The organism is Nocardia glycosmidis, from assembly GCF_052545115.1.
This window is the reverse complement of the sequence record NZ_JBQWRH010000021.1, coordinates 61,386-85,995: the sequence shown is the minus strand read 5'-3', so window position 1 is coordinate 85,995 and position 24,610 is coordinate 61,386. Positions and strand designations below refer to the sequence as shown.

The window sequence follows — 24,610 nt, the reverse complement described above, 5'->3', positions numbered from 1 at the left end:
TCTAACACGCAGTGCCGGAAGAAATTTCAGTGCCTGGACACCACGCCCGGCGGGCATTGTGCGGGACGTTCGCGCCGGTCACAGGGTTGTACGCGGCGGGGTTACGAGGCAGCAATTTTCACGGGCGGCGACCATGCGCCGGACTTGATGCTGGCGGCGACGGCCGAGGTCTCGACGCCCCACAGCGGCACCCCGAGAGCTTCGCAGACCTGCCGGTGCCCAAGGTGGCCGTCGCGGTAGAGGGTCGCCGACAGTTCACGGACCGCAGGCCAGACCGTTTCGAGCCACCGGCCGACCCGGTACGGGTCATCGCCCGGTGACGCAGCCGCGACTACCGCGAAGTCTTCGGGCTGCGTGGCCAGCTCCTCGCGGACATCGCGGAAGCTCGGCACTGCTCCGGTCGTCCAGCGGGCAGCCGCCCACGGTCCCGCGACCGCAACGAGGGCTTCGGCGTGTGCGGGCAGGTCAACGGCCTGGCAATGCCCGCCAGCGCCGCTGTCGTGCAGGTTCACCGAGGTGATCCGGCCGCCGCACAGCACCGCCGCAACCGCATGTCCGCACTCGTGCGCAGCCATCTCGATGCGGGCGCGCTCGGCGTCGGTGAGCTTCATCGGTTCAGTGCCTCTCGGATTCGTCGGGTGAGGAGGTCGGGGGACGCCGGGGAAACGAGGCCCGAAGCCATGCCGTCGCCCCGGCGTCCGACCGGCGGCGGAAAGGAGGACGCCGACTTCGGATCAGGTTCGTTGTTGCGCTGCACGTCGCGGTGTGCCCGGCATAGCTGCCCGCCGTTGGTGGTCGGCGCGCCGCAGTACCAGCACCGCCGACAGCCATTGCACAGCCAGCCCGGCGCGGCGCGGCGGTTGTTCGTCGCGGTCCCGCACCGCGCGCAGGCGGGCACGTCAGCGCCTCACAGCCTTGTAGCGGGTCAGCTTCACGCCGCGCTCGGCGAGGCGTTCCCGAGCGGCGGCGTTGGCCGCGATGTTGTCTAATCTCTTGCTGGCCGAACGGATCGCGGTCCGGCACAGGCCGATATGCCGCCCGGCATCGAACCGGCGCGCCTCGAACTCGAACGTCGGCATCCGCGCCGGGGCGCGACCGAGCGCCTTGCTCGCTGCCGAGACGGCGGCGGTCAAGGGTTCGGTCCAGGTGCGCGCCGCAACGTCCGAGGCGTCGAACACAGCGGGCTGAGGGCGGGCCACCCCGGCGAGGTCGGCGATATCGCGCAGGGGAACGCGGAGGTCTTCGGCAAGGTCTGCCGCGACGGCTGCCGCCGCGACGGGTGCCGGTGACGCCGCAGCCTTGGCCGCGAAGGCGAGCAGATCGGCGTCCAGCTCGACGGCACCGGCCAGCGGCTTCGGCGCACGGGCGGCGGGTGGGCTTTGCCGGCCGATTGGGGCCGGGCGGCGACGGGCGTAGAGCTTCATCACGCACCCCGGATCATGTCGAGCATCTGCTCGGCGGTTTCGATGCTCATCGCGCCCCGGTCGATCTCGCGGCTGAACAGCTCGTGAGCGTTCCACCAGGCCAGCGCCCGGCGGCAATCTTCGACGCGCGGGCCGTCGCTCTCGCCCCGGCTCGCGAGCGCCGCCAGCCTGCCGCGCCAGCTCTCCGGCGGGCGGCTGCGCGGGTCGGTCTCGGCGTATGTCTTGCTCATGGTGGCGAAGCTACGCCCCAGGGGTGCAGCGGACCCCGGTTGCTGCATTCGGGGTCCGCTGAGTCCCAGTGCCGCAACGGGATTCAGTCGCCGGGCGTCCCGGCCCAGTCGTCGGCGTCGGCCGGTGCGATGGCCGGGCACGGCTCCGTCCCGCCGATCTCGGCCATGAGCGCAGCCGCCTGCGCGGCCCACTCTTCGTGGGACACCGGGGTCGAGACTTCGACCTTGGTGGGCAGTGCCAGACCGAACAGCCGCACGCGGGATTCGATGAGCTTGCGCGCGGATTCCACGGCTGCGAGGTCGCCGCGCACTGCGGCGGGCCACACCGCGACGAGCAAGCGCGACAGGCGCTCGCCTTCGGTGTCCCTGTACTCGGTCGCCAGCGCGAAGTCCGTGCGGTCGAGCAGCCGCATCGCGGCGTGCCTAGCGCCGCTCTCGTCGGCGTACAGCAGACGTTCAGCGATGCGCGCCCAGGTCACCCCGGCCATGCGCATATCGAGCGCCTGCTGTGCCCGCTCGCGCTCGTCGGGGCTGGGGACGTTGTTTCCGGTCATGGGGTGGGATTCCTTTCCTGCGGACAGCGATTGATCGGACAGATCAGGCGGCCGGGGTGGCGACGCCACGCAGGACGCCGGGGGCGTCCGGGTCGGCGATGAGGTCGATGGTCCAGCGGGCACCGCAGCTCACACACCGGTAGATCGGGCCGACATCGAGGTAGCGCGGCCTGGTTGCGCCAGGGTGCACACACTTGGCGCACACGGTCGGCCAGTCACCACCGAAGGCGTCGAGCTTGGTGGGCAGGGCGGCGAACGGGTTGGTCGTGTTCATAGGTCGGGCCTCTCTGGGGGTTCGATTGGTTCGGTTCGGTGTCGCCGCTCCGGTGAGGCCGTCGGAGCCGGGGCGGCGGGGTTGGCTGGTCAGGTCATGGTTCGGCCCTCCTCGGAATCGCTCGGGGTCTGCATCCGCTGGATGTGGTCGATCAGGGCGGCGTCGTACGGGACCACCGCGCTCCTGCGGGAGCGGCGCTCGGCAACGAGGTCGGCGACGGCCTCGGCGGCGAGCTTGACGCGGGTCTGGGTCACAGCTCCCCCTCGGCGGCGGGGTGCCGGACGGTAAACGACAGCTCCTCGAAGTCGTCGGCGCTCACAGCACGGTCACCGCTCGCGACGTAGGCGCGCATCGCGCCATCCAGGCCGACGCCCCACGCGACAACCGGCGCGGTGGAGCCGTCGCGGTGCTCAGCCACCCATCCGCCGCCAGGGATCAACGCAACGGGATCGGTGGCGGCGGCCTCCGCATCGAGCCACTGGAAGCCGGGTTCCAGCCGGGCGATGGTGAGACGGCCGTCGATCGCATCCGGCACCAGGGCGTTGCCGTCGCCGTCCCAGGCGACGACCCGACGCCGCTCGCACGGCCCTTCGCCGATCTTGAAGGCGGCGGTGATGTAGCCGGTCTCAGGGATCATTTCGTGGTCCTTTCGGTTGTGTTTTGAAAGTTGTTGTGGCGCAGCTTGTTTGTTCTATCGCCGCAGGTCAGAACCAGTGGTTGAAACCAGTGGTTGAAGGGGGTCGCTTCAACCACTGCTTCAACCACGGTGGACAGGGGCAGTGGTTGAACCAGTGGTTGAGCCCAACAACCACGGCTTGAGCTGCGGTTTTGTTGTTCTTCACCGCTCCTCTCAACCACGCGCCCAACCACCGTGGAGAGGCGGTGGTTGGTGGAGAGCCACACCCTTTAGGGTGGCGAGCCACCGCCACCAACCACTGCTCTCCGGTGAACCGGGGACGGGAACCGATCACGACAGACCCCCATCACCGAGAGCAGCGCCGTGGAGCTGTGACAGCGCCGCCCACTGTTCGAGAGTGAATGCGGCGGCGGCCGGGTCGGCGGCGGCGAACATCTCCGGCCGGTTCAGCACCACGGCCTTGCCGCTGCCCCCTACGCGGCCCGCTCGCTGATCGGCAGGCAGATCAGCGGCCCTGACCTCCCGAACCATCCCATAGGCCGCGAGGCGGTCGAGGACAGCCTGAGCGACCTTCTCCGTGGTGTCGGGCGGCAGCGGCGCGGCCCGGCGTGCTTTCCGGGTGAGAATCGACGGGCTCGGCGGTGCGTGCCCGGCGGCCCGCTCCGCACCGAGGAACCGCAACAGCGCCTCGGCGTAGGCGTACTCGTCCGCGTTCGCCTTGTCTGCCTTCTCGGCCCCGGCAGCGTCGCGGCGGGCGTCCTTCGACGGCAACAGGATCGGGTCCACCGGCAACACCTGGCACGCCTCGCGGGTGTCGGGGGCGTCGTAGCGGTGATCCTCGGCCGGGAAGTGCTCGCGCGGCACTACGAACCGATCCAGGGTGAACGCGAACTCCTGGTCGCTGTCGGTCATGCGGGTCTTGGCCCCGAGGCTGACGAAGTGCACGTTCCGGTTCAACTCCTCCCGGATGTACTCACGCCGGACCATCACCTCGCCGTCGATGGCACCCTGTGCGGCGTTGCTGCCGCGCGAGCTACCCCCGACCTTGGCCGTGTGGTGGATGACCAGCACCGCCGCCCGAGTGCGCCGGGCGATGGCGGCCAGGTGCTCGTACACCGGGGCCATCTGTGTGGCTGAGTTCTCCTCGATGCCAAGGGTGTTGCGTGACCGGGTGTCGATGACCAGCACCGCCGCCCCGGTGCGCTCCAGTTCGCCGATGATCCGCTCGATATGCGCCGGGTCGGCCAGGTTCATGGCATGCCGGGTCATCGAGACCTTGCCCGCCAGCCCGTCGGCCGGGTGATCGACGCCGTACTTGATGGCCGCCGCCGCCAGCCGCACGCCGAGGATGTCCGCGCCTTCGGCCTCGATGATCACCGACCGGCCCGGCGTAAGCGGCGCACCGAGGAACTTCGTCTGATCGGTCGCCATCGCGGCGCACAGGTCGGCGACGAAGAACGTCTTGCCGCTGCCGGGCGCGCCGAGCACCTCGTAGACGCTGCCCCGGCGGATCACCGACCCCCACACCGACTCACGCGGCGGGAGCGCCAGCGCGGCCCGCAGGTCGATGAACGGGTCATCATCGGCCGACCCCATCAGCTCACGCCATTGCTCCTGCTGGAACCGGCGCTGGCTCTCGGCGTCGTGCCGCTTCGCATCGGTCTTACGCCGGGTCTCGGCCTCAGCCCGCAGCGCCGTGAGCTGGGCATCGGTCAGCGCGGGCAACACCTTGAGTTCGTCATCGGTCGCGCCGAACTTCACCACCTCGTCGCCCGTAACCACCAGCTTGGGCGGGAAGCGGCCGGGGTCGCGGTCGGCGTTGCGGCGGCTGATCGCGCCCTTCAGCCGCCACGCCCATGTAGCGGTCGGTGCGAGGACATCCAGGATCGCGGCGTCGTACCGGAAGCTGCCCCAGCGTTCCAAGCGCTGCTGTTGGGCTTCCTGGGCGGCACGGCCCGCCTCGGCATTTGCGCGGGCCACCGGGTTGTCGAACGGGTTCGCGTCTGCATCGCCGCCGGTAGACTGGGAGTGTTCGTCGGCCCGCAGAGTCGCCTCGAACGGTTCGGTAGGTTCCACACCCCCGGTTTCGTGAAGGTGACCGGGGGTTTCCTGCGTCTCGGGCATGTCCGCCCTCCTCAAAGTTGTTCGGGATCAGGCGGACTGAGTTGCGAGCGCGGGCGGCTCGGCGGCGCTGTTGAGCAGCGTCGAGATGCGGGCCACCTGGTCGGCGGTGAGCGGCGGCGCGTCGGCCACCAACTTGGCGATGAAGTCGGCGTACAGCTCGCGCGGATCGGGCACCGGGGCGGCCAGGCGCGACCCCTCGGCTACCGGTGCCGGGCCGGACTGCGCGGCGGCCTCCATCGCTTCGAGGGCGTCGAGATCGACGCGGATCAACCGGCCGACGCGGACGGTCGGAATGCTGCCGTCGGCGGTGCGGCGCTGAATGGTGGTGTAGTGGCAACCAAGGTGCTCCGCAGCAGCTTTCATGCTGACGAGACGGCGCGGCTGGGTCATTGAACACGCTCCGGGGTGAATACCGAAGTCCCGTTTCAACGTGTGCGGGAGGCGGGAGCGTGTGCGTGAGCGGGTCCGGGACACTTTGGACCGAGACCCAAGATAGCGCGCTGCACTCGCTGACAGCAAGCAACACCCGGTTATCGCACAGCTAACAGCGTCTCAGAGAAATTGCCGGGTTGCCCGCCCCCGTCCCGCCGACCACCAGGAACGCCAGCCGGGCCCGGACGATGCGCTCCAGCAAAAGCTTTGCCTCCGGTGCTACTGCACCCGCCGCGGCCAGCGCGTCCAGCCCCTGACTGGCCGGGCGAAGAACGCGCAGCGATAGACAGGTGCCGGCGTGCGCGACCGGTGCGAGAATCGCGTGCAACCGGACACCGAACGAATCCCCCAGCACCGCACCGGTTCCGGACAGTCGGCCGTCCACCCACGGTTGTGCGTCGTCGAGCCGCCGCCCCGCCGACAGCGCCAGGCGCTGCGCAAGTCGCCGGACCGCGGCCTCGTCGGGGAACGTGATGGAGGTCTTCTCCAGTCCCCGCCCGCGATCGATCCACACCGCGTCCGGACCGGTCACCAGCACATCTGCGACGCGCGGATCATGCAGCAATGGTTCGAGCACGCCCGCGCCGGTCATCTCGGTCTGCAACATTCGCAGCGCCCGCAGAAGCTCGGTGTCGCCGAGCACACCACCTGCCTCGGCCCGGATCGCGGCGGCGACCTGCGCCGGATTCGGGTCGCCCGTCTCCACGGCCAATCGCTCGCGCACACGATCCAGCAGCTCACGCGTCAGTAGCGCACTCATGCCCGCACCTCGCCGACGCTCGGCTCCGGCACGACCGCGGACGCAGCTGTACCCAACACCCACCCGCTTCGCTCACTCGTAGCCATATCGTCACCGCCGCGGACCGGCCGGGGCGCTGAGTACTCCGAGCACCGCATCGGCGGCATCGCGCAGTGGTCCCCGGCGGCGCACCGTGACCGCACCGCGCTCCAGGCGCTGCGCCAGTCCAGTTTGGGCTCGGACGGCCGCGAGCAGAGGGAGGTCGAGTACTTCGGCAACCTCGTCGCCACGTAACCCACCGGGCGCCGGTCCACGAACGACCAAGCCCTGGTTCGGGTTTCGCCGGGCGATATGAGCGGATACCGCCTCGGCGGCGGCGACTGCCCGCAGCCGGGCCGGAACGACCAACACCACGAGGTCTGCCGAATCGAGCATCTGGTCGGCATGCGGCCCGCGCTCACCCGAAATGTCGCACACTACGAAATCGCCTGCGGTGCGGCCTGCTTCGAGCACCGCGCGCACTCCGGCCGCGCCGAGTTCACGCGGCAGACGTCCCGCACCACATCGTGCGCAGGACAGCACGGCAAGCCCGGGCGCGGCAGCCGGCAGTGCGCCGTGCAGAGCGGTTGCCGACACCCGCCCATCCTCGACGACCAGATCGGGCCACCGCAGGCCCGCTGTCGTCTCGATGCCGAGGAGCAAATCTAGCCCGCCTGCGAACGGCGCGCCGTCGACCAGCAAGGTCTGCCGCCGGAACCTCTCGGCGGCGGCGCGCAGCGCGACCGCGACGGCCAGCGTGGACGCACCCGCCCCGCCGCCTGCCCCGGCGATCGCGACGACCACCCCGTTGCCCGCACGCTGCTCGCCGTACTCGGCAAACATCTCGATCAGCCCCACCGCGGAGCCCGGTAGCGCGATAACCCGCTCCGCGCCGACCGATGCTGCGGCCTGCCAATCGAGCAAACCCGGCTCACCGTCGGTTACCAGCACCACCCCGGTTCGGCGCAGGTACCCGCCCGAAGCCGCATCCCGCGCGGCGGCCGCGTCGAGGATCACCAGCGCTGCCCCGGTCCAGGCGTGCCTGCCGACGGGTTGCGATGGCTCGTCGAGGACCCGTTCGGCGGCGGCCGCGATGCGCTGGACTTCGTCACGCAGGCGGTCGTCATGGATGAGCACGAGGGCGGGAGGCACGCCGCCGGATGCCGAGGGGTCGAGATTCATGCAGGTCAGCGTGGCCGAATCCGGCCGAGGCGAGAAGAGGCAACGTGGCGAATGTGGATAACTCACCGGCTGTGGACAACTTCCCGAGCCATGCGGCCGACGGAATCGTCCCGGAAATAGAGGACGGCCCCAGCCGGGGGGGGAGGAGGCTGGGGCCGTCGGGGTTCAGCCCCGGGGGGTCGGGCTGAACGCGCCTGGACCATGTCCAGGTGCCAGCAATACTACACCCGATCCCCGGCCGGGACGCAAGTCCGCCATCGGAGAACTTTGCGGCCCGGCCCCGGCGTCCGCGGAGCAAACGCCTTGGGCGCCGTCGCCCGCCTCGACCCACGCCCCTACCGCGGCGCCGACACCTGACGGGCGCGGCGGGATGAGGCCCCGCATGCCACCTGCCAGGGCGGACGCCGGCGAGGTCGGCGCCTATCCTGGTCGGGTGGATAACCCAGCCACCGCAGGCGGTCGCGTCGCCGCCTTCTTCGATCTGGACAAGACCGTGATCGCGAAATCGAGCACGTTCGTGTTCAGCAAGCCCTTCTACGCGCAGGGGCTCTTGAACCGCCGCTCCGTCCTGGAGAGCAGTTATGCCCACTTCCTGTTCCTGCTGTCCGGGGCCGACCACGACCAGATGGAGCGCATGCGCGCTCACCTGACCAGCATGTGCACCGGCTGGGATGTCGAACAGGTGAAATCCATTGTGTCCGAGACACTGCACGATCTGGTGGATCCGGTGATCTACGCGGAGGCGGCCGACCTGATCGCCGATCACAAGATCCGCGGGCACGACGTGGTGATCGTGTCTGCCTCCGGCGAGGAGATCGTCGCCCCGATCGCGCAAGCCCTCGGCGCCTCGCACACCGCCGCCACCCGGATGGTGGTGGCAGACGGCAAGTACACCGGCGAGGTCGAGTTCTACTGCTACGCCGAGGGAAAGGTCGCGGCGATCGAAAAACTCGCCGCCACTGAGGGTTACGACCTGTCGCGTTGCTACGCGTACTCCGACTCGATCACCGATCTGCCGCTGCTCGGCGCGGTGGGGCATCCGACCGCCGTCAATCCGGACCGCAATCTGCGCCGCGAGGCCACCGCGCGCGGCTGGCCGATTCTGGCCTTCTCCAACCCCGTGTCACTGTGGTCGCGCTTTCAAACACCGTCGTCCACCACGCTCGCCGCGACGGCCGCCGTAGGTTTGAGTGCTGTACTGGCCGGCGCGATCAGCTACCGAATCCTGCGTCGGCGACGCTGATGTCCGGGCGTTCGGACACCAGGTCGCCGGACGCTTGCCGACGGGTTGCCAACTTGCCACAGGGGCCCGGGACCAGGCATTTAACCACGAAACGCCGAGAAAAACACCAATTGTTCAATGCCATCCGACCCATGCCATTCGACCTCTTGATGTGAATGCAGTCACAGTGTAGAAAGGTAATTACGGAAGGGCGGAAGGCCAAGACAGTACCGGAAGAGAAGGAACTGTCTCCCGACCCTCTTTCCCAGCACGGACACCAGGCACCCACGCGGAGCACGCCGCGACAAGGGCAGAAGCGTTGTGGGCCTGCGAGATCCGGGTATTCGGCGGCGAGGGCCTCGCACAGGTTGCGGGGATGAACCGGCGATGTCCGGGTAGTCGCCGAGGCCGCAGAACACAACCCACCTAGCACGCTTGGTAACCGGGTAGTCCGTGCTAGCGGGCGGTGAGGTCGACAGACAACGCCGCCCGCTTTGACGTGTCAGGAGACTGTTGACCCACCGGACTGCAATCCCACCGGACTGCTATCGCACCGCCGAGTCGGCGATCGACGTAGCCTCACGCGCCCCGTCCTCGAAGGCGCCGCAGCAGAAGATCACCCAGCCGCCCACGGCTTGCGGATCTCCGCTCCCGAACCCGGCGGCCGCGTCCAGGTACGCCTGCCGCCTGCGCAACCAGAACACCTCCGGCACGCCGAGGCTATGCGGGTCCAGCCCGCTGGACACGGCGACGAGGCGTGCGGCCGCCCGCGCGACCACCCCGTCCGCCGTCCCGAAAGGTCGCAGCGTCAGTAACTCACCGTGCACTACGGCGGCGATCACCGGTGCCGGCGCCCGTGAACCGAGTACCGTTTGCGCCAGCAGATCCAATCGCGGCGCCACACCCGCCTCGCCGCGCGGCCTGCCGAGCGACTGCTCCGCCGACACCAAATCCGCGGCGGCGAGCAGATGCAGCCGCGCCAGAGCCTGCAGCGGCGCCCGCTCCCAGGTGGCCACGAGGTTGCGCAGCGCAGCACCGTCCAACGCCTGCCCGACCCGCAACGACCCGGCCAGGATCGGATCGGCCACGCGGCCGTCGGCGGGGAGTTCGGTGCTGCCGCCGTCGATGGCGGCGGAGGACCGGGCGGCGCGCACCGCTGCCTCGGCCGCCGTGGTCGGCCAGCCGCGGCGGTTCGCCTTGTGCCGATGCACCTCGGCGAGCGCGTCGCGGGCACGGTCGGCCGCGTCCCGGACACCCGGTAGATCAGCGAGAGGCTGGAGCGGATCGGTCACGGCTTATGAGGCTACTTGCGCGCTCCTCGACCGATCCGCCCGCCCAGCTGCCGCTACCCGGCCAGCAGGGCGCGTCCCGGGATCGCGTCGAGAAGCTTGCGCGTGTAGTCCTGGCGCGGGTTGTCGAACACCTCGTCGGTGGAAGCCGCCTCGATCACCTTCCCGCTCCGCATGACCAGCACGTCGTCGGCGATCTGCCGGACGACGGCCAGGTCGTGGGTGATGAACAGATACGTCAGCCCCAACTGGGCCTGCAACTCGTTGAGCAGCCGCAGGATCTGCGCTTGCACCAGCACGTCGAGTGCGGACACCGCCTCATCGCAGACCACCACCTCCGGCTGGAGCGCGAGCGCACGAGCGACGGCCACACGCTGACGCTGTCCGCCGGACAGCTCGTTCGGGTAGCGCCGCAGGACGCTGGATGGCAGGGCAACCTGCTCGAGCAGTTCCCGGACGGTCGCCTCCCGCTCATCGGGCGTGCCGATCCGGTGGGTGCGCAGGGGCTCCTCGATGGTGCGGTAGACCGTGTACATCGGGTCGAGCGAGCCGTAAGGGTCCTGGAAGACCGGTTGCACCCGGCGCCGGAAGGCGAAAGCACCCTTGCGATCCAGCGTGGCGACCTCGTCGCCGTCGAAGGTGACCGAGCCGGAGGTCGGTGCGAGCAGACCGAGGACCATGCGCGCCACCGTCGTTTTTCCCGAGCCGGATTCGCCGACGATCGCCATGGTCGAACCACGCCGCAGCCGGAACGACACATCGTCTACCGCGACGAACTCCGTCGATTTCCACGGCACGCGCTCGCGCATACGGAACGTCTTGGTCAGGTGCTCGGCCACGACTACCTCGTCCGGGACCGCATCGAGTTCGGCGGCGGCGGCCGCCACCCGCACGGCCTCGGCGCGAATCTCGGCCCGCTGCCTCCCTGACGACTGCCGCTGGGCGGCCAGCGACGGCGCGGAGCTCACCAGCCGCTTGGTGTACTGGTGCTGGGGGTCGCGCAAGATCCGCATGGCCGGGCCGGATTCCACCACCCGCCCGCGATACATCACCACCAGGTGTTCGGCGCGCTCCGCGGCCAGTCCGAGATCATGGGTGATCAGCAGAACCGCCGTGCCGAGTTCAGCGGTGAGCCGATCGAGATGGTCGAGGATCTGCCGTTGCACGGTCACATCCAGCGCCGAGGTCGGCTCGTCGGCGATGAGCAGTTTGGGACGGCAGGCCAACCCGATCGCGATCAGCGCACGCTGCCGCATACCCCCGGAGAACTCATGCGGATACTGGTTCGCCCGGCGTTCGGCATCGGGCATACCCGCTTCCTCGAGCAGTTCCACGGCCCGCTCAGCCGCCTTCTTGCCCTTCGCGATGCCATTGGCCGCCAACGTCTCGCGAATCTGGAATCCGATCTTCCACACGGGATTCAGATTCGACATCGGGTCCTGCGGGACGAAACCGATGCCGCTGCCGCGGACGGCGACGATGTCTCGTGTGGCTGCCGCGGTGAGGTTCTCGCCATCGAACAGGATCGAGCCGGCGGTGACCCGTCCGGTTCCGGGCAGCAGATCGATGATCGCGTGCGCCGTGGTCGATTTGCCCGAGCCCGATTCGCCGACGATGGCCACGGTCTGGCCCGCGTACACCGACAGGTTCACATCGCGGACCGCGGGCACCTGCTCGCCGTCGGCGGTGAAACTCACGTTCAGGCCGGTGATCTCGAGCAGCGGTTCCCCCTCGCTCATCGCTTCCTCGCCTTCGGGTCCAGGGCGTCGCGCACCGCGTCGCCCAGCATGATGAAACTCAGCACGGTCAGTGCCAGCGCCGTCGCGGGGTAGAACAGGATCGCCGAGGTGCGGATCTCCTTTTGCCCGGTGGCGATATCCGCGCCCCAGGACACCACCGTGCGTGGCAGCCCGACGCCGAGGTAGGACAGTGTCGCCTCGGTGACGATGAAAACGCCCAGCCACAGCGTGGTCACCACGATCAGCGGTCCCGCCGCATTCGGCAGCACGTGCCGCAGCAGCGTCTGTAATCGCGATACCCCCAATGCCTGTGCCGCCGTGACGAAATCGCTGTTCTTCGCCTGAAGCACCGCGCTGCGGGCGATCCGTGCCGCCTGTGGCCAGGTGAACGAGGCCAGGATGACGATCACGGTCCACATCGTGCGGGCGTCCAGCAACTGCATGATCACGATGGCGGCCAGCATCAGCGGGATCGCATAGAAGACTTCGGCTACCCGGGATACGACCGAGTCCAGCGGACCGCCGTAAAAGCCCGACAGCGCGCCGAGCGTGCCGCCGATCAGTACGAAAAGCACCGTCGCGCCGACTCCGGTCAGCACGGAAGCCCTTGCGCCGTAGACGGTTCGGGCGTAGATATCGCACCCTTGCTTGTCGAATCCGAAGGGGTGGCCGGCGCTGCGCGGGTCCATGCTGAAGTCGCCGTTGCAGTACCGCGGGTCCTGGCTGGTGAACCAGCCCGGCCAGATCACCACGATCAACACGAACACGATCAGCACCGCCGCGGCGATGAAGATCGGGTTGCGCCGCAGCTGCCGCCACGCGTCGCGCCAAATGCTGGTCGGCGCACCGGAATCCAGCACGACGTCGGTGGCGAGCACGTCGACCTCGTCGGCCGGTGCGACGAAGTGCTCCTGGCCGCGGCGCTCCTGGCCGCCGCCTGCCGTCGGGTCAGGCATAGCGAATCCTCGGGTCGAGTGCGGCATAGAGCAGGTCGACGACCAGGTTGGTGATCAGAAAGATGACGATCAGCACCGTGACGAAGGAAACCACCGTCGGCGGTTCGCCCCGAGTGATCGCCTGGTAGAGCGTGCCGCCCACGCCGGGAATATTGAAGATCCCCTCGGTGACGATCGCGCCGCCCATCAGGGCGCCGAGGTCGGCGCCGAGAAAGGTGATCACCGGAATCATCGAATTGCGCAGGATGTGCACGGTCACCACGCGGCGCCGGCCGAGCCCCTTGGCTGTCGCGGTGCGCACGTAGTCGGCGGACATGTTCTCCGCCACCGAATTTCGCGTCAACCGCAGCACATAGGCGAACGAGAGCGATCCGAGCACGAACGCCGGAACCAGTAGTTCACCGATCGTTGCCCGCCCCGAGACGGTCACGGGCGCGATTCCCCATTTCACCCCGAGCAGGAACTGCGCGAGGAAGCCGACCACGAAGACCGGAACCGCGATGACGATCAGGCTGATCACCAGCATGGTCGAATCGAACAGCTTGCCCTTGCGCAGACCGGCGATCAGCCCGAACGCGATGCCGAACAGGGACTCGACGAGCACTGCCAGCAGCGCGAGTTTGATGGTGATCGGGAACGCGCGCGCCAGTTCGTCTCGCACCGGGCGGCCGGAGAAGGCCGTTCCGAAGTCCAACGTGACGATGCCCTTCAAATACAGCAGATACTGCACGAGGAAGGGCTCGTCGAGGTGGTAGCGCGCCCGCAGCTGCGCCTCCACCGCAGGCGTCATCGGCTTGTCGCCGGCCAACGCGTGGATCGGATCGCCGGGAACGAGGAACACCAGGGCATAGATCAGCAGCGTCGCCCCGAGGAAGACGGGGATCATCTGAAGCAGACGCCGCAGGACATACCAGGCCATTTCGCCTCCTGGGTCCGCGCGGCTACTTCTCGATGCTCTCGAAGTCGAACAGGCCGTTCCACGCCAGTTCGGCCTTGTGCACTCGGTCCGAGCGGCCCGCGGCGGCCACATAATCGAACACCGGGACATCGGCCAGATCCCGGATCAGCAGCGCCTGTGCCTGCGCGATGATCTGGTAGGACTCCTCCTGGGTCGGCGCGGCCTGGGCGGCGTCGAGCAGCCGGTCGAATTCGGGGTTTTTGTAGTCGACGTTGTTGGTGTCGGAGTAGCTGTAGTACTGCGAGGTCAGGAACTGCAGCATGGTCGGATAGTCACCCTGCCAGCCGTAGCGGAACGCCTTGTTGATGGTGTGCGCGTTGACTTCGTCGCGGATGTTCTTGAATGTCGGGTACGGCGTGCCGATGGCATCGATGCCGAGGGTGTTCTTCACGCTGTTGGCCACGGCCTCGACCCAGGCCTGGTGGCCGCCGTCGGAGTTGTAGGCGATCTCGTAGCGGCCCGACCACGGCGCGATCGCGTCGGCCTGCGCCCACAGCTTTCTGGCCTCGTCGGGGTTGTACTTCAGCACCTGTGCGCCGGGCAGGTTCGGGTCGAATCCGGGCAACGTGCTCGCGGTGAAGTCGCGCGCCGGAATCCGGGTGCCGTGGAAGATGTTCTCGGCGATCTGCTCTCGGTTGATCGCCATCGAGATCGCCCGGCGGCGCAGCAGCCCTTCCTGACCGGAGAAGTGCGGCACGTTGGACTGGATGCCGATGTGCTGGTTCTGCGCGGTGGGTTTGGTGATCGCGCGGTCGCCGAGGTCCTGCGTGTAGGAAGTGAGTGCGCTGTCCGGCACGGTGTCGAGGGCGTCGAGGTTGCCCGCTTGCAAGTCCGCGTAAGCGGTGTCGAAGGACTGGTACATCACGAAGCGCAGACCCTTGTTCTTGGCCGGGCGGCCGCCCGGATAGTCCGGGTTGGGCACCAAGTCGATCTTGACGTTGTGCTCCCAGGCGCCGGTGCGCGCGAACTTGTAGGGTCCGTTGCCGATCGGGTTCTCACCGAACGCTTTCATGTCCTTGAACGCGGCCTTCGGCAATGGGTAGAACGGCGCGTATCCGAGGCCGGTCTCGAAGTCGATCGACGGTGCCTTCAGCTCTATGGTGAAGGTGCGGTCATCGACCACCTTCAGCCCCGACATCGTCTGTGCGGTCGGCTTTTCCGCGGACACCTCGTCGAAGCCGACGATGGGGCTGAACACATAGCTCTGCAACTGCGCGTTGGCGCCGAGCGCACCGTAGTTCCACGCGTCGACGAATGACTCGGCCGTCACGGGCGTGCTGTCGCTGAACTTCCAGTTCGGCTTGATGGTGACCCGGTAGTTCTTGCGATCGGTGGTCTGGATGGACTCCGCCATCTCGTCGTGTGCTTTGCCGTTCGCGTCGTAGTACTTCAAACCCGCGAACAAGCGGTCGACCACACGCCCGCCCATGTTCTCGTTGGTGTTGGTGGGTACCAACGGATTCTGCGGCTCGGCGCCATTGACGGTGACGATATCGGCATCCGCGCCGTCGCCCGAGGAGCAGCCGGCCACCCCGAGGCTCGTGGCCAGTAGTACCGCCGCCGTCAGCGCCATCGCTCTGTGGAATTTCAACGCGTTCTCCCGTTGCGAGAAGGGGGGAGCCGGACGACACCCGCGCGACATCCACCAGCGCATGCCGACACGATCCGCCTGTGTGTTGGCAGAGTAACCACCGGCGCAGGCACTGTCACCGGATTGATCCGAGTTCGTTGCACTTGTTACCGATCCGGCAACATCGCCGAAATATCCCGAGTTCGCCGCATAAACACCCACGCGGCCGAAACCATTGCCTTCGTCGGGGTCGCCGCGCGGGGCCTTCCCACGGACGCGCGACGGCGTGACAGCGGTCAAACCTGACCGGCACCGCGCGCGGCGTAGGTCACAGTTGATTACTGTCGAACTCGGCTGCGTCGAATCGTGCGCTCAGGCTACGTGGAAAGAAGAGACGAAGATGACTGAAACCACCGCCGACCACAGGGACTCGTACCCGCCGATCGCGGAGTTCGCCGCCCAGGCGAACGCCGACGCGACGCTGTATCAGCGTGCCGCGACCGACCGCGATGCGTTCTGGGCAGAGCAGGCGGGTCGGTTGCATTGGCATCGGCCGTTCGATCAGGTGTTGGATTGGACTGCCGCGCCGGTAGCGCGATGGTTCGTCGGCGGTCGGCTCAACGTGGCCTACAACTGCCTGGACCGGCACGTACTGGCCGGGTACGGCGAACAGGTCGCCATCCATTGGGAAGGCGAGCCGGGCGATTCCCGCACCATCACCTACACCGAACTGCTGGCCGAGGTGTCCCGGGCGGCGAACTACTTCACCCGACTGGGACTGACCGCGGGGGACCGAGTCGCGATCTACCTGCCCATGATCCCCGAGGCGATCGTGGCCATGCTCGCCTGCGCCCGACTCGGGCTGACCCACTCGGTGGTGTTCGCCGGATTCTCCCCCATCGCCCTGCGCCAGCGCGTCGACGACGCCCAGGCTCGGCTGGTCATCACCGCTGACGGCCAATGGCGCCGCGGCAAACCCGCCCCGCTCAAGACAGCCGTCGACGAAGCCCTCAGCGACGGCGAAACGACCGTCGAGCACGTGCTGGTGGTCCAGCGCACCGGCATCGACGCGCCCATGACCGCGGGACGCGACCTGTGGTGGCACGAGACCGTCGCGAACGCCGCCCCGGAGCATGAAGCCCAGCCGTTCGACGCCGAGCACCCGCTGTTCATCCTCTACACCTCCGGCACCACCGGAAAGCCCAAAGGCATCCTGCACACATCGGGCGGGTATCTGACCCAGACCTCCTACACCCACCACTACGTGTTCGACCACAAGCCGGGTCAGGACGTCTTCTGGTGCACCGCCGACATCGGCTGGGTCACCGGCCACTCCTACATCGTCTACGGTCCCCTGGCCAACCGCGCCACCCAGATCGTCTACGAAGGCACGCCCAACTACCCCGACGAACACCGCCACTTCCAGATCATCGAGAAGTACGGCGTCACCATCTACTACACCGCCCCCACCCTCATCCGCACCTTCATGAAATGGGGCAGCGATATACCCGCCGCCCACAACCTCACCTCGCTGCGGCTGCTCGGCTCGGTCGGTGAACCGATCAACCCCGAGGCCTGGCGCTGGTACCGGCAGGTCATCGGCGCGAACAAGACCCCGATCGTGGACACCTGGTGGCAAACCGAAACCGGCGCCATCATGATCTCTCCCCTGCCCGGGGTCACCGCCGCCAAACCCGGCGCCGCCATGACCCCGCTGCCCGGCATCTCCGCCGCAGTCGTCGACGAAGAGGGCAAGCCGGTTTCGCTCGGCGAAACCGAAGCGAACGGCTACCTCGTCCTCGACCAACCCTGGCCCTCCATGCTGCGCGGCATCTGGGGCGACATGGACCGCTACCGCAGCACCTACTGGGAACGCTATGCCGCCCAGGGTTGGTATTTCGCCGGCGACGGCGCCAAGCTCGATAAGGACGGGGATCTGTGGGTGCTCGGCCGCGTCGACGACGTCATGAACGTCTCCGGTCACCGCATCTCCACCGCCGAAGTCGAATCCGCGTTGGTCGGGCACCACTACGTCGCCGAGGCCGCCGTGGTCGGCGCGAGTGACGACACGACCGGCCAAGGCATCGTCGCCTTCGTCATCCTCACCGCGGAGGCCGAAGACACCGGCAAGGACCTGATCGCCGAACTCCAGTCCGAAGTTTCCCGCGAAATCAGCCCCATCGCCAAACCCCGCGAAATCCACATCGTCCCCGAACTCCCCAAAACCCGCAGCGGCAAAATCATGCGCCGCCTGCTCCGCGATATCGCCGAAGGACGCGAACTCGGCGATACCTCCACCCTCGTCGACCCGGGCGTCTTCGAGGCGATCCGAGCGCGAAAGGGCTGACCCGGACCGCTTGGGCGCGGCCGGTGGCGGACTGCGTCACCGGCCGCGGCCGTTAGAATCGCGTAAGGAGTGCCGGGAAGTCTGGTCGGCAAAGGGACGCGCACCGAACGCCGATGTCGGTGGTCACCGCGTCCGCTCAGCCCGCCCACTGCCCGAAAGGTTTCTCGTGATCACGCAGGTGCGCCCGGAACTATCCCGCTACCTCCGTACCGAAACCGTCGGTGGCGCACTGCTTCTGATCGCGGCGGCGACAGCGTTGCTGTGGGTGAACTCGCCGTGGGCCGCGAGCTATCTGACGATGACCGAGACAGTCGTCGCGATCCCGCGGTTGCATCTGGAACTGACCCTCGCCGACTGGACCAAAGACGGCCTGCTCGCGGTGTTCTTCTTCGTCGCCGGGCTGGAACTCAAACGCGAACTCGTGGTCGGCGAACTCGCCGATCGCAAACGCGCCACACTGCCGGTGATCGCCGCGATCGGCGGTGTGGTGACACCCGCGCTGATCGCGGCGGTGATCGGGTTCGGCGTCCCCGGCATGGACCGGGGCTGGGCCATCCCGGTCGCCACCGATATCGCGTTCGCGCTGGCCGCGCTCGCGTTGACCGGCTCGCGCATACCGGCCGGCGCACGGGTGTTCCTGCTCAGTCTCGCGGTGGTCGACGACCTGATCGCGATCGTCCTGATCGCGGTGCTGTTCACCACGACGATGTCGCTGCTGTGGCTGCTCGCCGCGGCCGGGTGCTTCGCGGCATGGGCACTGGCACAGCGCAAACGGGTAAGCACGCCGTTGCTCTATGTCCCGCTGGCCTTGGTGTCCTGGTACGCATTGCACGAGGGTGGCATCCACCCCACCTTGGCCGGTGTCGCGCTCGGCCTGCTCACCAGGGTGCGCCCGGATCCCGGCGAGCGGCAGGCGCCCGCCACGCGGCTCGAGCACCTGTTCCAGCCGATCTCAGCTGGTCTGTGCGTTCCGTTGTTCGCGCTCTTCGCCGCTGGAGTTCCCTTGAACACCACGGTCTTCGGCGAACTGTTCAGCGACCGGCTCGCCCTGGCCGTGATGTTCGGCCTGCTGCTGGGCAAACCGCTGGGAATCTTCGGGATGAGCTGGGCGGCAATTCGGCTGGGCATCGCGACCCGCCCGAACGAACTCGGCTGGCGGGATATGTTCGCCTTGGCGGTGCTCGGCGGAATCGGCTTCACCGTTAGCCTTCTCGTGGCAGAACTCGCGCTCGCCGATATCGCGGACGGTTCCTCCGTCGAGTTGGCGAAAACCGCTGTGCTGGTCGCATCACTGGCGGCCTCGCTCGCCGGTTCGGCGCTACTGTTGCGGCGCGGGCGTGTCCACCAAGCGCGGCGGGACGCCCGTGCGCTAGAACGTGAAGAGTAAGGCGGCGAACGATGTGCCCGGAAGCAGTAGCCTGCCCGACCGAGGGAGGGCACCGGTCACGCCGCGGATCGAACGGGGCCGAAGCAGTGCCCGGACAGGGAGAAGGGTCGACCAAGTGAGTTTCAACCACGGCGGTAACGGGAACGACGCGCAGCGCGGTCGTACGGTGACCTCCATCCCCCTCACGGACGCCGATCCACTCGGCTCCGCAAGCTTCGGAAGCTTGGTTCGTGACGCCACCGAGCAGATGTCGACCCTGGTCCGCGCCGAAGTGGAACTGGCCAAGGCCGAGGTCACCGGCGAGATCAAGAAGGGCCTGCAGGGCAGCGTCTACTTCATCCTGGCGCTGACCGTGCTGCTGTTCAGCACCTTCTTCTTTTTCTTCTTCCTCGGCGAACTGCTGAGCGTGTGGCTGGCGCGCTGGGCGGCCTTCTTGATCGTCTTCGCGCTGATGATCGTCGCGACCGCGGTGCTCGCGTTCCTCGGGTACCGGCGGGTGAAGAAGCTGCGCGCACCGGAGAAGACGATCGATTCGCTCAAGCAGGCACGCACCGTGCTGCCGCAGGCGCTGGGCGGGCACGAGGACCATCTCGCGCTGGAGAAACGGACTTCCTAGGCGCGCGTGCGCGCGCCGGTCGGGCTGCTATTAGGCTCGATCGGCGTGTCGGCGAACTTGCTTCCGGATCCGTCCAGTGTCCGTTACGACGGACCATGGACGCATCGGGACGTTCATGCCAATGGCATTCGGTTCCACGTCGTGGAGGCGGTGCCCGAGCGATCCGATGCCCCGCTGGTCATGCTGCTGCACGGATTCGCGGACTTCTGGTGGTCCTGGCGGCACCAGTTGACCGAACTGGCCGAGCTCGGCTATCGCACCGTGGCCGTCGACCTGCGCGGCTACGGCGACAGCGACAAGCCGCCGCGCGGCTACGACGGCTGGACACTGGCCGGTGACGTCGCCGGTCTCATCCGCGCCCTCGGCTACACCGAGGCCACACTGGTCGGGCACGCGGACGGCGGACTGGTGTGCTGGACCACCGCGGTGCTGCACCCGCGGCTGGTTCGTTCGATCGCGCTGGTCAGCTCACCGCACCCGGCGGCGTTGAAGAGCGCTGTGTTGCGTGACCGCCGCCAGCGCGCGACGTGGCTGCCCAACTTCCTTTGCTACCAGCTGCCCCGGTACGGCGAACATCTCCTGACCACCACCGACGGCTTCGAGGTGGAGCGGTTGCTCCGGCAGCGGGTGAGCCCGGGATGGGCGGGCACCGCTGAATTCGTCGACACCGCGCGGCGGATGCGCTCGGCTATTCAGATCCCCGGCGCCGCGCACTGCGCGCTGGAATACCAGCGTTGGGCCTTCCGCAGCCAGTGGCGTCCGGACGGTCGCCGGTTCATGGCGACGATGCGCGAACCCATCCGCATCCCGGTGCTGACCATCCGCGGCGACCTGGATCCCTACGTGCTCCCGGGAACCATCCGGCGCGGCCGGTACCTTTCGCCGGAACGGCGTCTGGTCGGCATCCCAGCGGCCGGGCACTTCGCGCATCAGGAAAACCCCGACGCTGTCACGACGGAGCTGGCCAAACTCCTCGCCTGAGCCCTCGGAAGCCTGATCGGCATGCCGGACGAAGACCGGCCCCGCCTCTGTCCTTGGCTCGCTGAACAGGATCGGGTACCCGATCAGGGCGCACCACACGGTCGAATACCGCAGGCACGACGGAGCCGATCAGCTGAGCACACACGCTCCGGTGGCCACCGACCCAACCGAGCCGGAAGCGGCGTTCAGCTCGGAACGGACCTCGTTGAGCGTGAGGACATAACCGGTGTCGTTGTCGGTGACGGCCGCACCGAAGACGACTCCGAGCACTTCACCCTGCGTATTCACCAGCGGCCCACCAGAATTCCCTGCTTGAACCAGCCCGCGCACGGTGTACACCTCCCGCTCCACCGTGCCGTCACGGTAGATGTTCGGTCCGGACAGGTCCAGAGTCTCGCGTATTCGCGCCGCGCTCGCGGTGTATCGACCGCCTCCCGGATAGCCGAGCACAATGGCGCTTTCGCCCGTCCGGGCCGCGGCCGACGCCTGCGGGACGACCGGAGCGGAGAGTCCCGGCACCGCGAGTACCGCGACGTCCGTAGACGGATCGAACAGCACCACCGTGGCGGTCCGCGGGCCGGCCGCGGTGTCCACCTCGAGACTTGTCGTGCCCGCCACAACGTGGGCGTTGGTCATCACGCGCTCCGGCGCGATCACGAAGCCCGAGCCTTCCAGCGCCCGCTGGCAACTCGGCGCAACGCCGCGAATGCGCAGCACACTCTGCTGCAGCGACGCCGCGACCGGGCTGGCGAGCACGCTGGGATCGGGCGGCTCGACGGCCGCGATCGGTGCCCGTCCGAACGGACCGATCACGTCCGGCAGGCCCGAGGTGTTGAGCAGCTTGGAGAACTCGTTGGGCAGTCGGCGCAGCCAGCTCGGCGCGACGTCGTTGACGTCGGCGAGCACTCGCGAGCCGTTGATCGCGGTAGCGATGGCCGGCTGCGACGAAGTGGCCAGCGGCAACGCCAGCAGCCACGCGGTGACCAGCACCGCGACCGCCTGCAGCGCCGCACCGACCACGCTGTCCACGCTGCGGGTGAACGGATGGCGCATGCCGCTGCGCGCGGCGCGGCCGAGCACCATGCCGGCGACCTCGCCGACTATCACCAGCACGACGATGAGCAGCACTCCGGTGAGCACTCTGGCTCGCCCCTCGTCCACGTGCACGAGGATGTGCGGTGCGATCAGGATGCCCGCCACGGCGCCGAGTACCACGCCGAGGAAGGCCAGCGCGGAAGCGACCGCGCCCTGCCGCCACCCCGACGAGGCGGCGAGCAACGCGAGCAGCACCACGGCGATGTCGAGCCAGGCCGACGAACTCATAAGGTCATCCCCACGGCGGCGAGTGCGGTCTCCAGGTCCCGAACGTCCTCGTGGTTCCACGCACGATCCCAGCCAGAGGCTTTGCTGATCCCCGCGAGGATGCCGCCGGTCAGCCCCCAGACCAGCAGCCCGTCCACCTGGAACGCCGGACTCTGGTAACCGAGGCTACTGCGGACCACGAAGCGGTTCGCCGGATCGAGCAGCTCGGCGAGCCGAACCCGAACGACCCGCTCGGTCTCGCTTTCGTTCACCACCCCGACCTCGCCCGGCGTGTGCCAGTACCCGAGGACCGGTGTCACATCGAATCGCGACGGCGGCACGAAGAGTTTCGGCAGCACGGCGAACGGCTCCACGCCCGACCGGTCGAGACCGGTCTCCTCGCACGCCTCGCGCAGCGCCGTGTCGATCGGCCCGGAATCGCCCGGGTCCACCGCACCGCCCGGAAACGCGACCTGACCGCGATGCTGGCGCATGGTGGCGGCGCGCTGGGTGAGCAGTACTTCCGCGTCGTCGGGCAGTCCGCCCTGCGCGTCCGGATCCGCCTGCGCCGATCCGGCGAACAGTACGAGCACCGCGGCTTGGCGCGGCGTCGAGGTCACCGTCAACGCCCGGCGCAGGGCACGGGCCCTGGTCAACGTGTCAGCGGAATCGGCGGCCGGTTCGGCCGATCGGGTCAGCCACGTCGGAATGCCCTGCGGTATCTCGATGGTCATCTCAGCCCTCCCGGCACGCGCCGACCCGATCGCCGCGCGTGTTCATGCGGCCACGCCGAGCTCACCCGCGACGGTGCCGGCGATGTCATCGACCCCGGTGAAACTTCGCACGACGACTTCGGCGACCGAGCCGTCGGCCCGCACCAGCACCGAGACCGGCAACACCGCCGGGGCACCGACGGCCGTGCGTACCCGCGCATCGGCGTCGAGCACACCGGGCAGCGGCACGTTCAGGTCGGTCAATCGGGCCAATGCCTTCGTTTCATCAGGGTCGCTGTGCACGGTCAGCACCGTAATCGCGTCCCCCACTCGGTGGGCGTATTGCTGCAAATAAGGCAACTCCTGGGCGCATGGCGCGCACCAGTAGGCCCAAAGGTTGAGCAGGGCGGGCTTGCCCGCCAGCACGGCGGCCAAGTCGACCTTTCTGCCGTCTGCCAGGCAGGTCAACGTTATCCCTGCCAGCGGGCCGTTCCCCGTGCCGGCAGCAGACGGGCAATCGGCCAGACCGGCAGCGGCGCGCAGTTCTCCGGGAACGGCGGTAACCCGGGTTTGCGGTGACGTGGGCGTCTCGGTGTCGTCTCCGCGCGGCCACACCGCGACGGCCAGCGCGACCACCACGATCAGACCGGCAAGTGCCCAACGCCACGCATGCCCCACACCTTTTCCGCCCGCGGGCTCCGAACTCACCGGCCCACCAGCTCGAGCAGATGCTCCCGCTCGGGTCCCTTCACCAGCTTGGCGGCTGCCTCCGGATCTGTCGGCCCCGCCCCGAAGGACGGACAGTCCTTGGCCAGGATGCACGCGCCACACGCGGGTTTGCGGGCGTGGCAGACGCGGCGGCCGTGAAAGATCACCCGGTGCGAGAGCATCGTCCATTCCTTGCGCTCGATCAGCGCGCCGACGATGTGTTCCACCTTCACCGGATCTTCCTCGGCGGTCCATTCCCAGCGGCGTACCAAACGGCCGAAATGCGTGTCCACGGTGATGCCGGGGACGTCGAACGCGTTACCGAGGATGACGTTGGCGGTCTTGCGCCCGATCCCGGGCAAACGGACGAGTTCGGTCAGCGTGTGAGGCAATTCACCCTCGTAATGCTCGAGCAACGACTGCCCGAGCCCGATCAGCGCGGCGGCCTTGTTCCGGAAGAACCCGGTCGGCCGGAGGTATTCCTCCAGCTCCGCGCGGTTCGCCTCGGCGTAGGCGCGAGCGTTCGGGTAGCGAGCGAACACCGCGGGCGTGGTGCGATTCACGCGCTCGTCGGTGCACTGTGCGGAAAGTATTGTCGCGACCGCCAATTCGAGCGGCGTGGTGAAATCGAGCTCACAGTGGGCGTCGGGAAAAGCGACCGCGAGTTCCCGGTTCATCCGGCGCGCTCGCCGGACCAGGCCGAGCCGGGTTTCCGCCTGTCGCGTCCTATTTCTCCGTTTCGGAGCCGCGGCGGCGACCGGCTGCGTTTCGGCGGGCTCGGCGGCGGGCGAAAGCCCGTTCCCGACGGCGGTGGAGGGGGAGACGCGCACGCGTCCACCATACGGAACGGCCAACCAACGTTGCCCTTCCAGTTCAGTTGCCGTGTTCCATCTGAGACCTGGACCGTGTTTACTGCTCGTCATGCAAGGACTCGCTGTGGTGCTCTTCCCAGTGGTGTTGATGCTGTTCGCACTGGGTATGGAGCGGGTCGAGAATCGGCTCCGCAAGCTTCTCGAACCCGACGAAGAGGTTCAGCAGTACCTGGACAAAGCAAGCAACGCCGAAGTGAAGGAGCTGACGAAGCTCGGTTTGCCCGCCGCCGTGGCCCGGATGCGCAGGCGCCGCTCCCGCGGCGAGGACATGGACGTGGCCCGCGCGAGCTGACCCGGCAGTACTCGAGGGCGTGG

25 protein-coding genes and 1 pseudogene are annotated in these 24,610 nt (G+C 68.2%); 6 read left to right on the top strand and 20 right to left on the bottom strand.

Features of this window, described 5'->3' with window-relative positions; all coding sequences use genetic code 11:
- Nucleotides 1–101 precede the first annotated feature (101 nt).
- The 11 genes and pseudogenes from ACT86A_RS23500 to ssd all read right to left on the bottom strand — a co-directional run bounded on the left by ACT86A_RS23500 (nt 102) and on the right by ssd (nt 7,635).
- Nucleotides 102–611: a M50 family metallopeptidase gene (locus ACT86A_RS23500; RefSeq protein WP_445094362.1), complete on the bottom strand. Its 510-nt coding sequence runs from the start codon at nt 609–611 to the stop codon at nt 102–104.
- Between the two features lie 288 nt (nt 612–899).
- Complete coding sequence (locus ACT86A_RS23495) at nt 900–1,427, bottom strand: hypothetical protein (RefSeq protein WP_445094361.1); 528 nt, start codon at nt 1,425–1,427, stop codon at nt 900–902.
- A complete protein-coding gene (locus tag ACT86A_RS23490; protein WP_445094360.1) occupies nt 1,424–1,654 on the bottom strand; it encodes a hypothetical protein in 231 nt (76 codons plus the stop codon). The genes ACT86A_RS23495 and ACT86A_RS23490 overlap by 4 nt, the downstream gene beginning before the upstream one ends.
- 83 nt (nt 1,655–1,737) lie before the next feature.
- The gene (locus ACT86A_RS23485; protein ID WP_445094359.1) at nt 1,738–2,208 is read right to left on the bottom strand and encodes a hypothetical protein; all 471 of its coding nucleotides are present in this window, start codon (nt 2,206–2,208) and stop codon (nt 1,738–1,740) included.
- 43 nt (nt 2,209–2,251) lie between these two features.
- Nucleotides 2,252–2,482, bottom strand: a complete 231-nt coding sequence (locus ACT86A_RS23480) for a hypothetical protein (RefSeq protein ID WP_445094358.1) — start codon at nt 2,480–2,482, stop codon at nt 2,252–2,254.
- An 89-nt stretch (nt 2,483–2,571) separates the two neighbouring features.
- Nucleotides 2,572–2,736, bottom strand: coding sequence for a hypothetical protein (locus ACT86A_RS23475; RefSeq protein WP_445094357.1), 165 nt, complete (start codon nt 2,734–2,736; stop codon nt 2,572–2,574).
- On the bottom strand, nt 2,733–3,119 hold the full coding sequence (locus tag ACT86A_RS23470; protein ID WP_445094356.1) for a hypothetical protein: 387 nt from the start codon (nt 3,117–3,119) through the stop codon (nt 2,733–2,735). The genes ACT86A_RS23475 and ACT86A_RS23470 overlap by 4 nt, the downstream gene beginning before the upstream one ends.
- A 330-nt stretch (nt 3,120–3,449) precedes the next feature.
- A complete protein-coding gene (locus ACT86A_RS23465; protein WP_445094355.1) occupies nt 3,450–5,243 on the bottom strand; it encodes an AAA family ATPase in 1,794 nt (597 codons plus the stop codon).
- A gap of 27 nt (nt 5,244–5,270) precedes the next feature.
- Nucleotides 5,271–5,633 carry an excisionase family DNA-binding protein gene (locus tag ACT86A_RS23460; RefSeq protein ID WP_445094354.1) on the bottom strand — a complete coding sequence of 121 codons (363 nt, stop codon included), beginning with the start codon at nt 5,631–5,633 and terminating at the stop codon, nt 5,271–5,273.
- Nucleotides 5,634–5,802: 169 nt separating this feature from the next.
- Nucleotides 5,803–6,435, bottom strand: a pseudogene (locus ACT86A_RS23455) (ATPase, T2SS/T4P/T4SS family); the annotation flags it as partial.
- 90 nt (nt 6,436–6,525) lie between these two features.
- Nucleotides 6,526–7,635 (bottom strand): septum site-determining protein Ssd, encoded by a 1,110-nt coding sequence (ssd, locus tag ACT86A_RS23450; protein ID WP_445094353.1) that lies wholly within the window; start codon nt 7,633–7,635, stop codon nt 6,526–6,528.
- Nucleotides 7,636–8,017: 382 nt separating this feature from the next.
- Between ssd and ACT86A_RS23445 the strand changes: the two genes are divergently transcribed.
- Nucleotides 8,018–8,878 (top strand): HAD-IB family hydrolase, encoded by an 861-nt coding sequence (locus ACT86A_RS23445; protein ID WP_445094352.1) that lies wholly within the window; start codon nt 8,018–8,020, stop codon nt 8,876–8,878.
- Between the two features lie 524 nt (nt 8,879–9,402).
- Here ACT86A_RS23445 and ACT86A_RS23440 read toward each other — a convergent pair.
- The 5 genes from ACT86A_RS23440 to ACT86A_RS23420 are packed head-to-tail and all read right to left on the bottom strand — an operon-like array spanning nt 9,403 to nt 15,372.
- Nucleotides 9,403–10,149 carry an oxidoreductase gene (locus ACT86A_RS23440; protein WP_445094351.1) on the bottom strand — a complete coding sequence of 249 codons (747 nt, stop codon included), beginning with the start codon at nt 10,147–10,149 and terminating at the stop codon, nt 9,403–9,405.
- A gap of 53 nt (nt 10,150–10,202) precedes the next feature.
- Nucleotides 10,203–11,885, bottom strand: a complete 1,683-nt coding sequence (locus tag ACT86A_RS23435; protein WP_445094350.1) for a dipeptide ABC transporter ATP-binding protein — start codon at nt 11,883–11,885, stop codon at nt 10,203–10,205.
- Nucleotides 11,882–12,841: an ABC transporter permease gene (locus ACT86A_RS23430; RefSeq protein ID WP_445094349.1), complete on the bottom strand. Its 960-nt coding sequence runs from the start codon at nt 12,839–12,841 to the stop codon at nt 11,882–11,884. Before ACT86A_RS23430 ends, ACT86A_RS23435 begins: the two co-directional genes overlap by 4 nt.
- On the bottom strand, nt 12,834–13,760 hold the full coding sequence (locus ACT86A_RS23425) for an ABC transporter permease (RefSeq protein WP_445094348.1): 927 nt from the start codon (nt 13,758–13,760) through the stop codon (nt 12,834–12,836). The genes ACT86A_RS23430 and ACT86A_RS23425 overlap by 8 nt, the downstream gene beginning before the upstream one ends.
- A gap of 22 nt (nt 13,761–13,782) precedes the next feature.
- The gene (locus tag ACT86A_RS23420; protein WP_445094382.1) at nt 13,783–15,372 is read right to left on the bottom strand and encodes a peptide ABC transporter substrate-binding protein; all 1,590 of its coding nucleotides are present in this window, start codon (nt 15,370–15,372) and stop codon (nt 13,783–13,785) included.
- 397 nt (nt 15,373–15,769) lie between these two features.
- Between ACT86A_RS23420 and acs the strand changes: the two genes are divergently transcribed.
- From acs to ACT86A_RS23400, 4 genes are all read left to right on the top strand, one after another.
- Nucleotides 15,770–17,716 carry an acetate--CoA ligase gene (gene acs, locus ACT86A_RS23415; RefSeq protein WP_445094347.1) on the top strand — a complete coding sequence of 649 codons (1,947 nt, stop codon included), beginning with the start codon at nt 15,770–15,772 and terminating at the stop codon, nt 17,714–17,716.
- A gap of 169 nt (nt 17,717–17,885) precedes the next feature.
- Entirely contained in the window at nt 17,886–19,103 is a 1,218-nt protein-coding gene (gene nhaA / locus ACT86A_RS23410; RefSeq protein ID WP_445094381.1) for a Na+/H+ antiporter NhaA, read from the top strand.
- Nucleotides 19,104–19,218: 115 nt separating this feature from the next.
- Nucleotides 19,219–19,719 (top strand): phage holin family protein, encoded by a 501-nt coding sequence (locus ACT86A_RS23405; RefSeq protein ID WP_445094346.1) that lies wholly within the window; start codon nt 19,219–19,221, stop codon nt 19,717–19,719.
- 45 nt (nt 19,720–19,764) lie between these two features.
- Entirely contained in the window at nt 19,765–20,700 is a 936-nt protein-coding gene (locus ACT86A_RS23400; RefSeq protein ID WP_445094345.1) for an alpha/beta fold hydrolase, read from the top strand.
- A 129-nt stretch (nt 20,701–20,829) separates the two neighbouring features.
- Here the strand turns inward: ACT86A_RS23400 and ACT86A_RS23395 are convergent, their stop codons facing one another.
- Genes ACT86A_RS23395 through nth form a run of 4 tightly spaced genes read right to left on the bottom strand, consistent with a single transcriptional unit; the run spans nt 20,830 to nt 24,100 of the window.
- The gene (locus tag ACT86A_RS23395; RefSeq protein ID WP_445094344.1) at nt 20,830–22,023 is read right to left on the bottom strand and encodes a MarP family serine protease; all 1,194 of its coding nucleotides are present in this window, start codon (nt 22,021–22,023) and stop codon (nt 20,830–20,832) included.
- On the bottom strand, nt 22,020–22,736 hold the full coding sequence (locus ACT86A_RS23390) for an NUDIX hydrolase (RefSeq protein WP_445094343.1): 717 nt from the start codon (nt 22,734–22,736) through the stop codon (nt 22,020–22,022). The genes ACT86A_RS23395 and ACT86A_RS23390 overlap by 4 nt, the downstream gene beginning before the upstream one ends.
- 42 nt (nt 22,737–22,778) lie before the next feature.
- Nucleotides 22,779–23,393 carry a TlpA family protein disulfide reductase gene (locus ACT86A_RS23385; RefSeq protein WP_445094380.1) on the bottom strand — a complete coding sequence of 205 codons (615 nt, stop codon included), beginning with the start codon at nt 23,391–23,393 and terminating at the stop codon, nt 22,779–22,781.
- 26 nt (nt 23,394–23,419) lie between these two features.
- On the bottom strand, nt 23,420–24,100 hold the full coding sequence (gene nth, locus ACT86A_RS23380) for an endonuclease III (protein ID WP_445094379.1): 681 nt from the start codon (nt 24,098–24,100) through the stop codon (nt 23,420–23,422).
- A 244-nt stretch (nt 24,101–24,344) separates the two neighbouring features.
- Here nth and ACT86A_RS23375 point away from each other — a divergent pair, with 244 nt between their 5' ends.
- The gene (locus ACT86A_RS23375) at nt 24,345–24,587 is read left to right on the top strand and encodes a hypothetical protein (protein ID WP_445094342.1); all 243 of its coding nucleotides are present in this window, start codon (nt 24,345–24,347) and stop codon (nt 24,585–24,587) included.
- Nucleotides 24,588–24,610: the final 23 nt, after the last annotated feature.

Bases quoted from the DNA above. Each gene is read 5' to 3' on its own strand.
- ACT86A_RS23500 (WP_445094362.1), bottom strand. From the start codon at position 611: ATGAAGCTCACCGACGCCGAGCGCGCCCGCATCGAGATGGCTGCGCAC.
- ACT86A_RS23490 (WP_445094360.1), bottom strand. From the start codon at position 1,654: ATGAGCAAGACATACGCCGAGACCGACCCGCGCAGCCGCCCGCCGGAG.
- ACT86A_RS23485 (WP_445094359.1), bottom strand. From the start codon at position 2,208: ATGACCGGAAACAACGTCCCCAGCCCCGACGAGCGCGAGCGGGCACAG.
- ACT86A_RS23480 (WP_445094358.1), bottom strand. From the start codon at position 2,482: ATGAACACGACCAACCCGTTCGCCGCCCTGCCCACCAAGCTCGACGCC.
- ACT86A_RS23470 (WP_445094356.1), bottom strand. From the start codon at position 3,119: ATGATCCCTGAGACCGGCTACATCACCGCCGCCTTCAAGATCGGCGAA.
- ACT86A_RS23465 (WP_445094355.1), bottom strand. From the start codon at position 5,243: ATGCCCGAGACGCAGGAAACCCCCGGTCACCTTCACGAAACCGGGGGT.
- ACT86A_RS23460 (WP_445094354.1), bottom strand. From the start codon at position 5,633: ATGACCCAGCCGCGCCGTCTCGTCAGCATGAAAGCTGCTGCGGAGCAC.
- ssd (WP_445094353.1), bottom strand. From the start codon at position 7,635: ATGAATCTCGACCCCTCGGCATCCGGCGGCGTGCCTCCCGCCCTCGTG.
- ACT86A_RS23445 (WP_445094352.1), top strand. From the start codon at position 8,018: ATGCCACCTGCCAGGGCGGACGCCGGCGAGGTCGGCGCCTATCCTGGT.
- ACT86A_RS23435 (WP_445094350.1), bottom strand. From the start codon at position 11,885: ATGAGCGAGGGGGAACCGCTGCTCGAGATCACCGGCCTGAACGTGAGT.
- ACT86A_RS23430 (WP_445094349.1), bottom strand. From the start codon at position 12,841: ATGCCTGACCCGACGGCAGGCGGCGGCCAGGAGCGCCGCGGCCAGGAG.
- ACT86A_RS23425 (WP_445094348.1), bottom strand. From the start codon at position 13,760: ATGGCCTGGTATGTCCTGCGGCGTCTGCTTCAGATGATCCCCGTCTTC.
- ACT86A_RS23420 (WP_445094382.1), bottom strand. From the start codon at position 15,372: ATGGCGCTGACGGCGGCGGTACTACTGGCCACGAGCCTCGGGGTGGCC.
- acs (WP_445094347.1), top strand. From the start codon at position 15,770: ATGACTGAAACCACCGCCGACCACAGGGACTCGTACCCGCCGATCGCG.
- ACT86A_RS23395 (WP_445094344.1), bottom strand. From the start codon at position 22,023: ATGAGTTCGTCGGCCTGGCTCGACATCGCCGTGGTGCTGCTCGCGTTG.
- ACT86A_RS23390 (WP_445094343.1), bottom strand. From the start codon at position 22,736: ATGACCATCGAGATACCGCAGGGCATTCCGACGTGGCTGACCCGATCG.
- nth (WP_445094379.1), bottom strand. From the start codon at position 24,100: ATGAACCGGGAACTCGCGGTCGCTTTTCCCGACGCCCACTGTGAGCTC.
- ACT86A_RS23375 (WP_445094342.1), top strand. From the start codon at position 24,345: ATGCAAGGACTCGCTGTGGTGCTCTTCCCAGTGGTGTTGATGCTGTTC.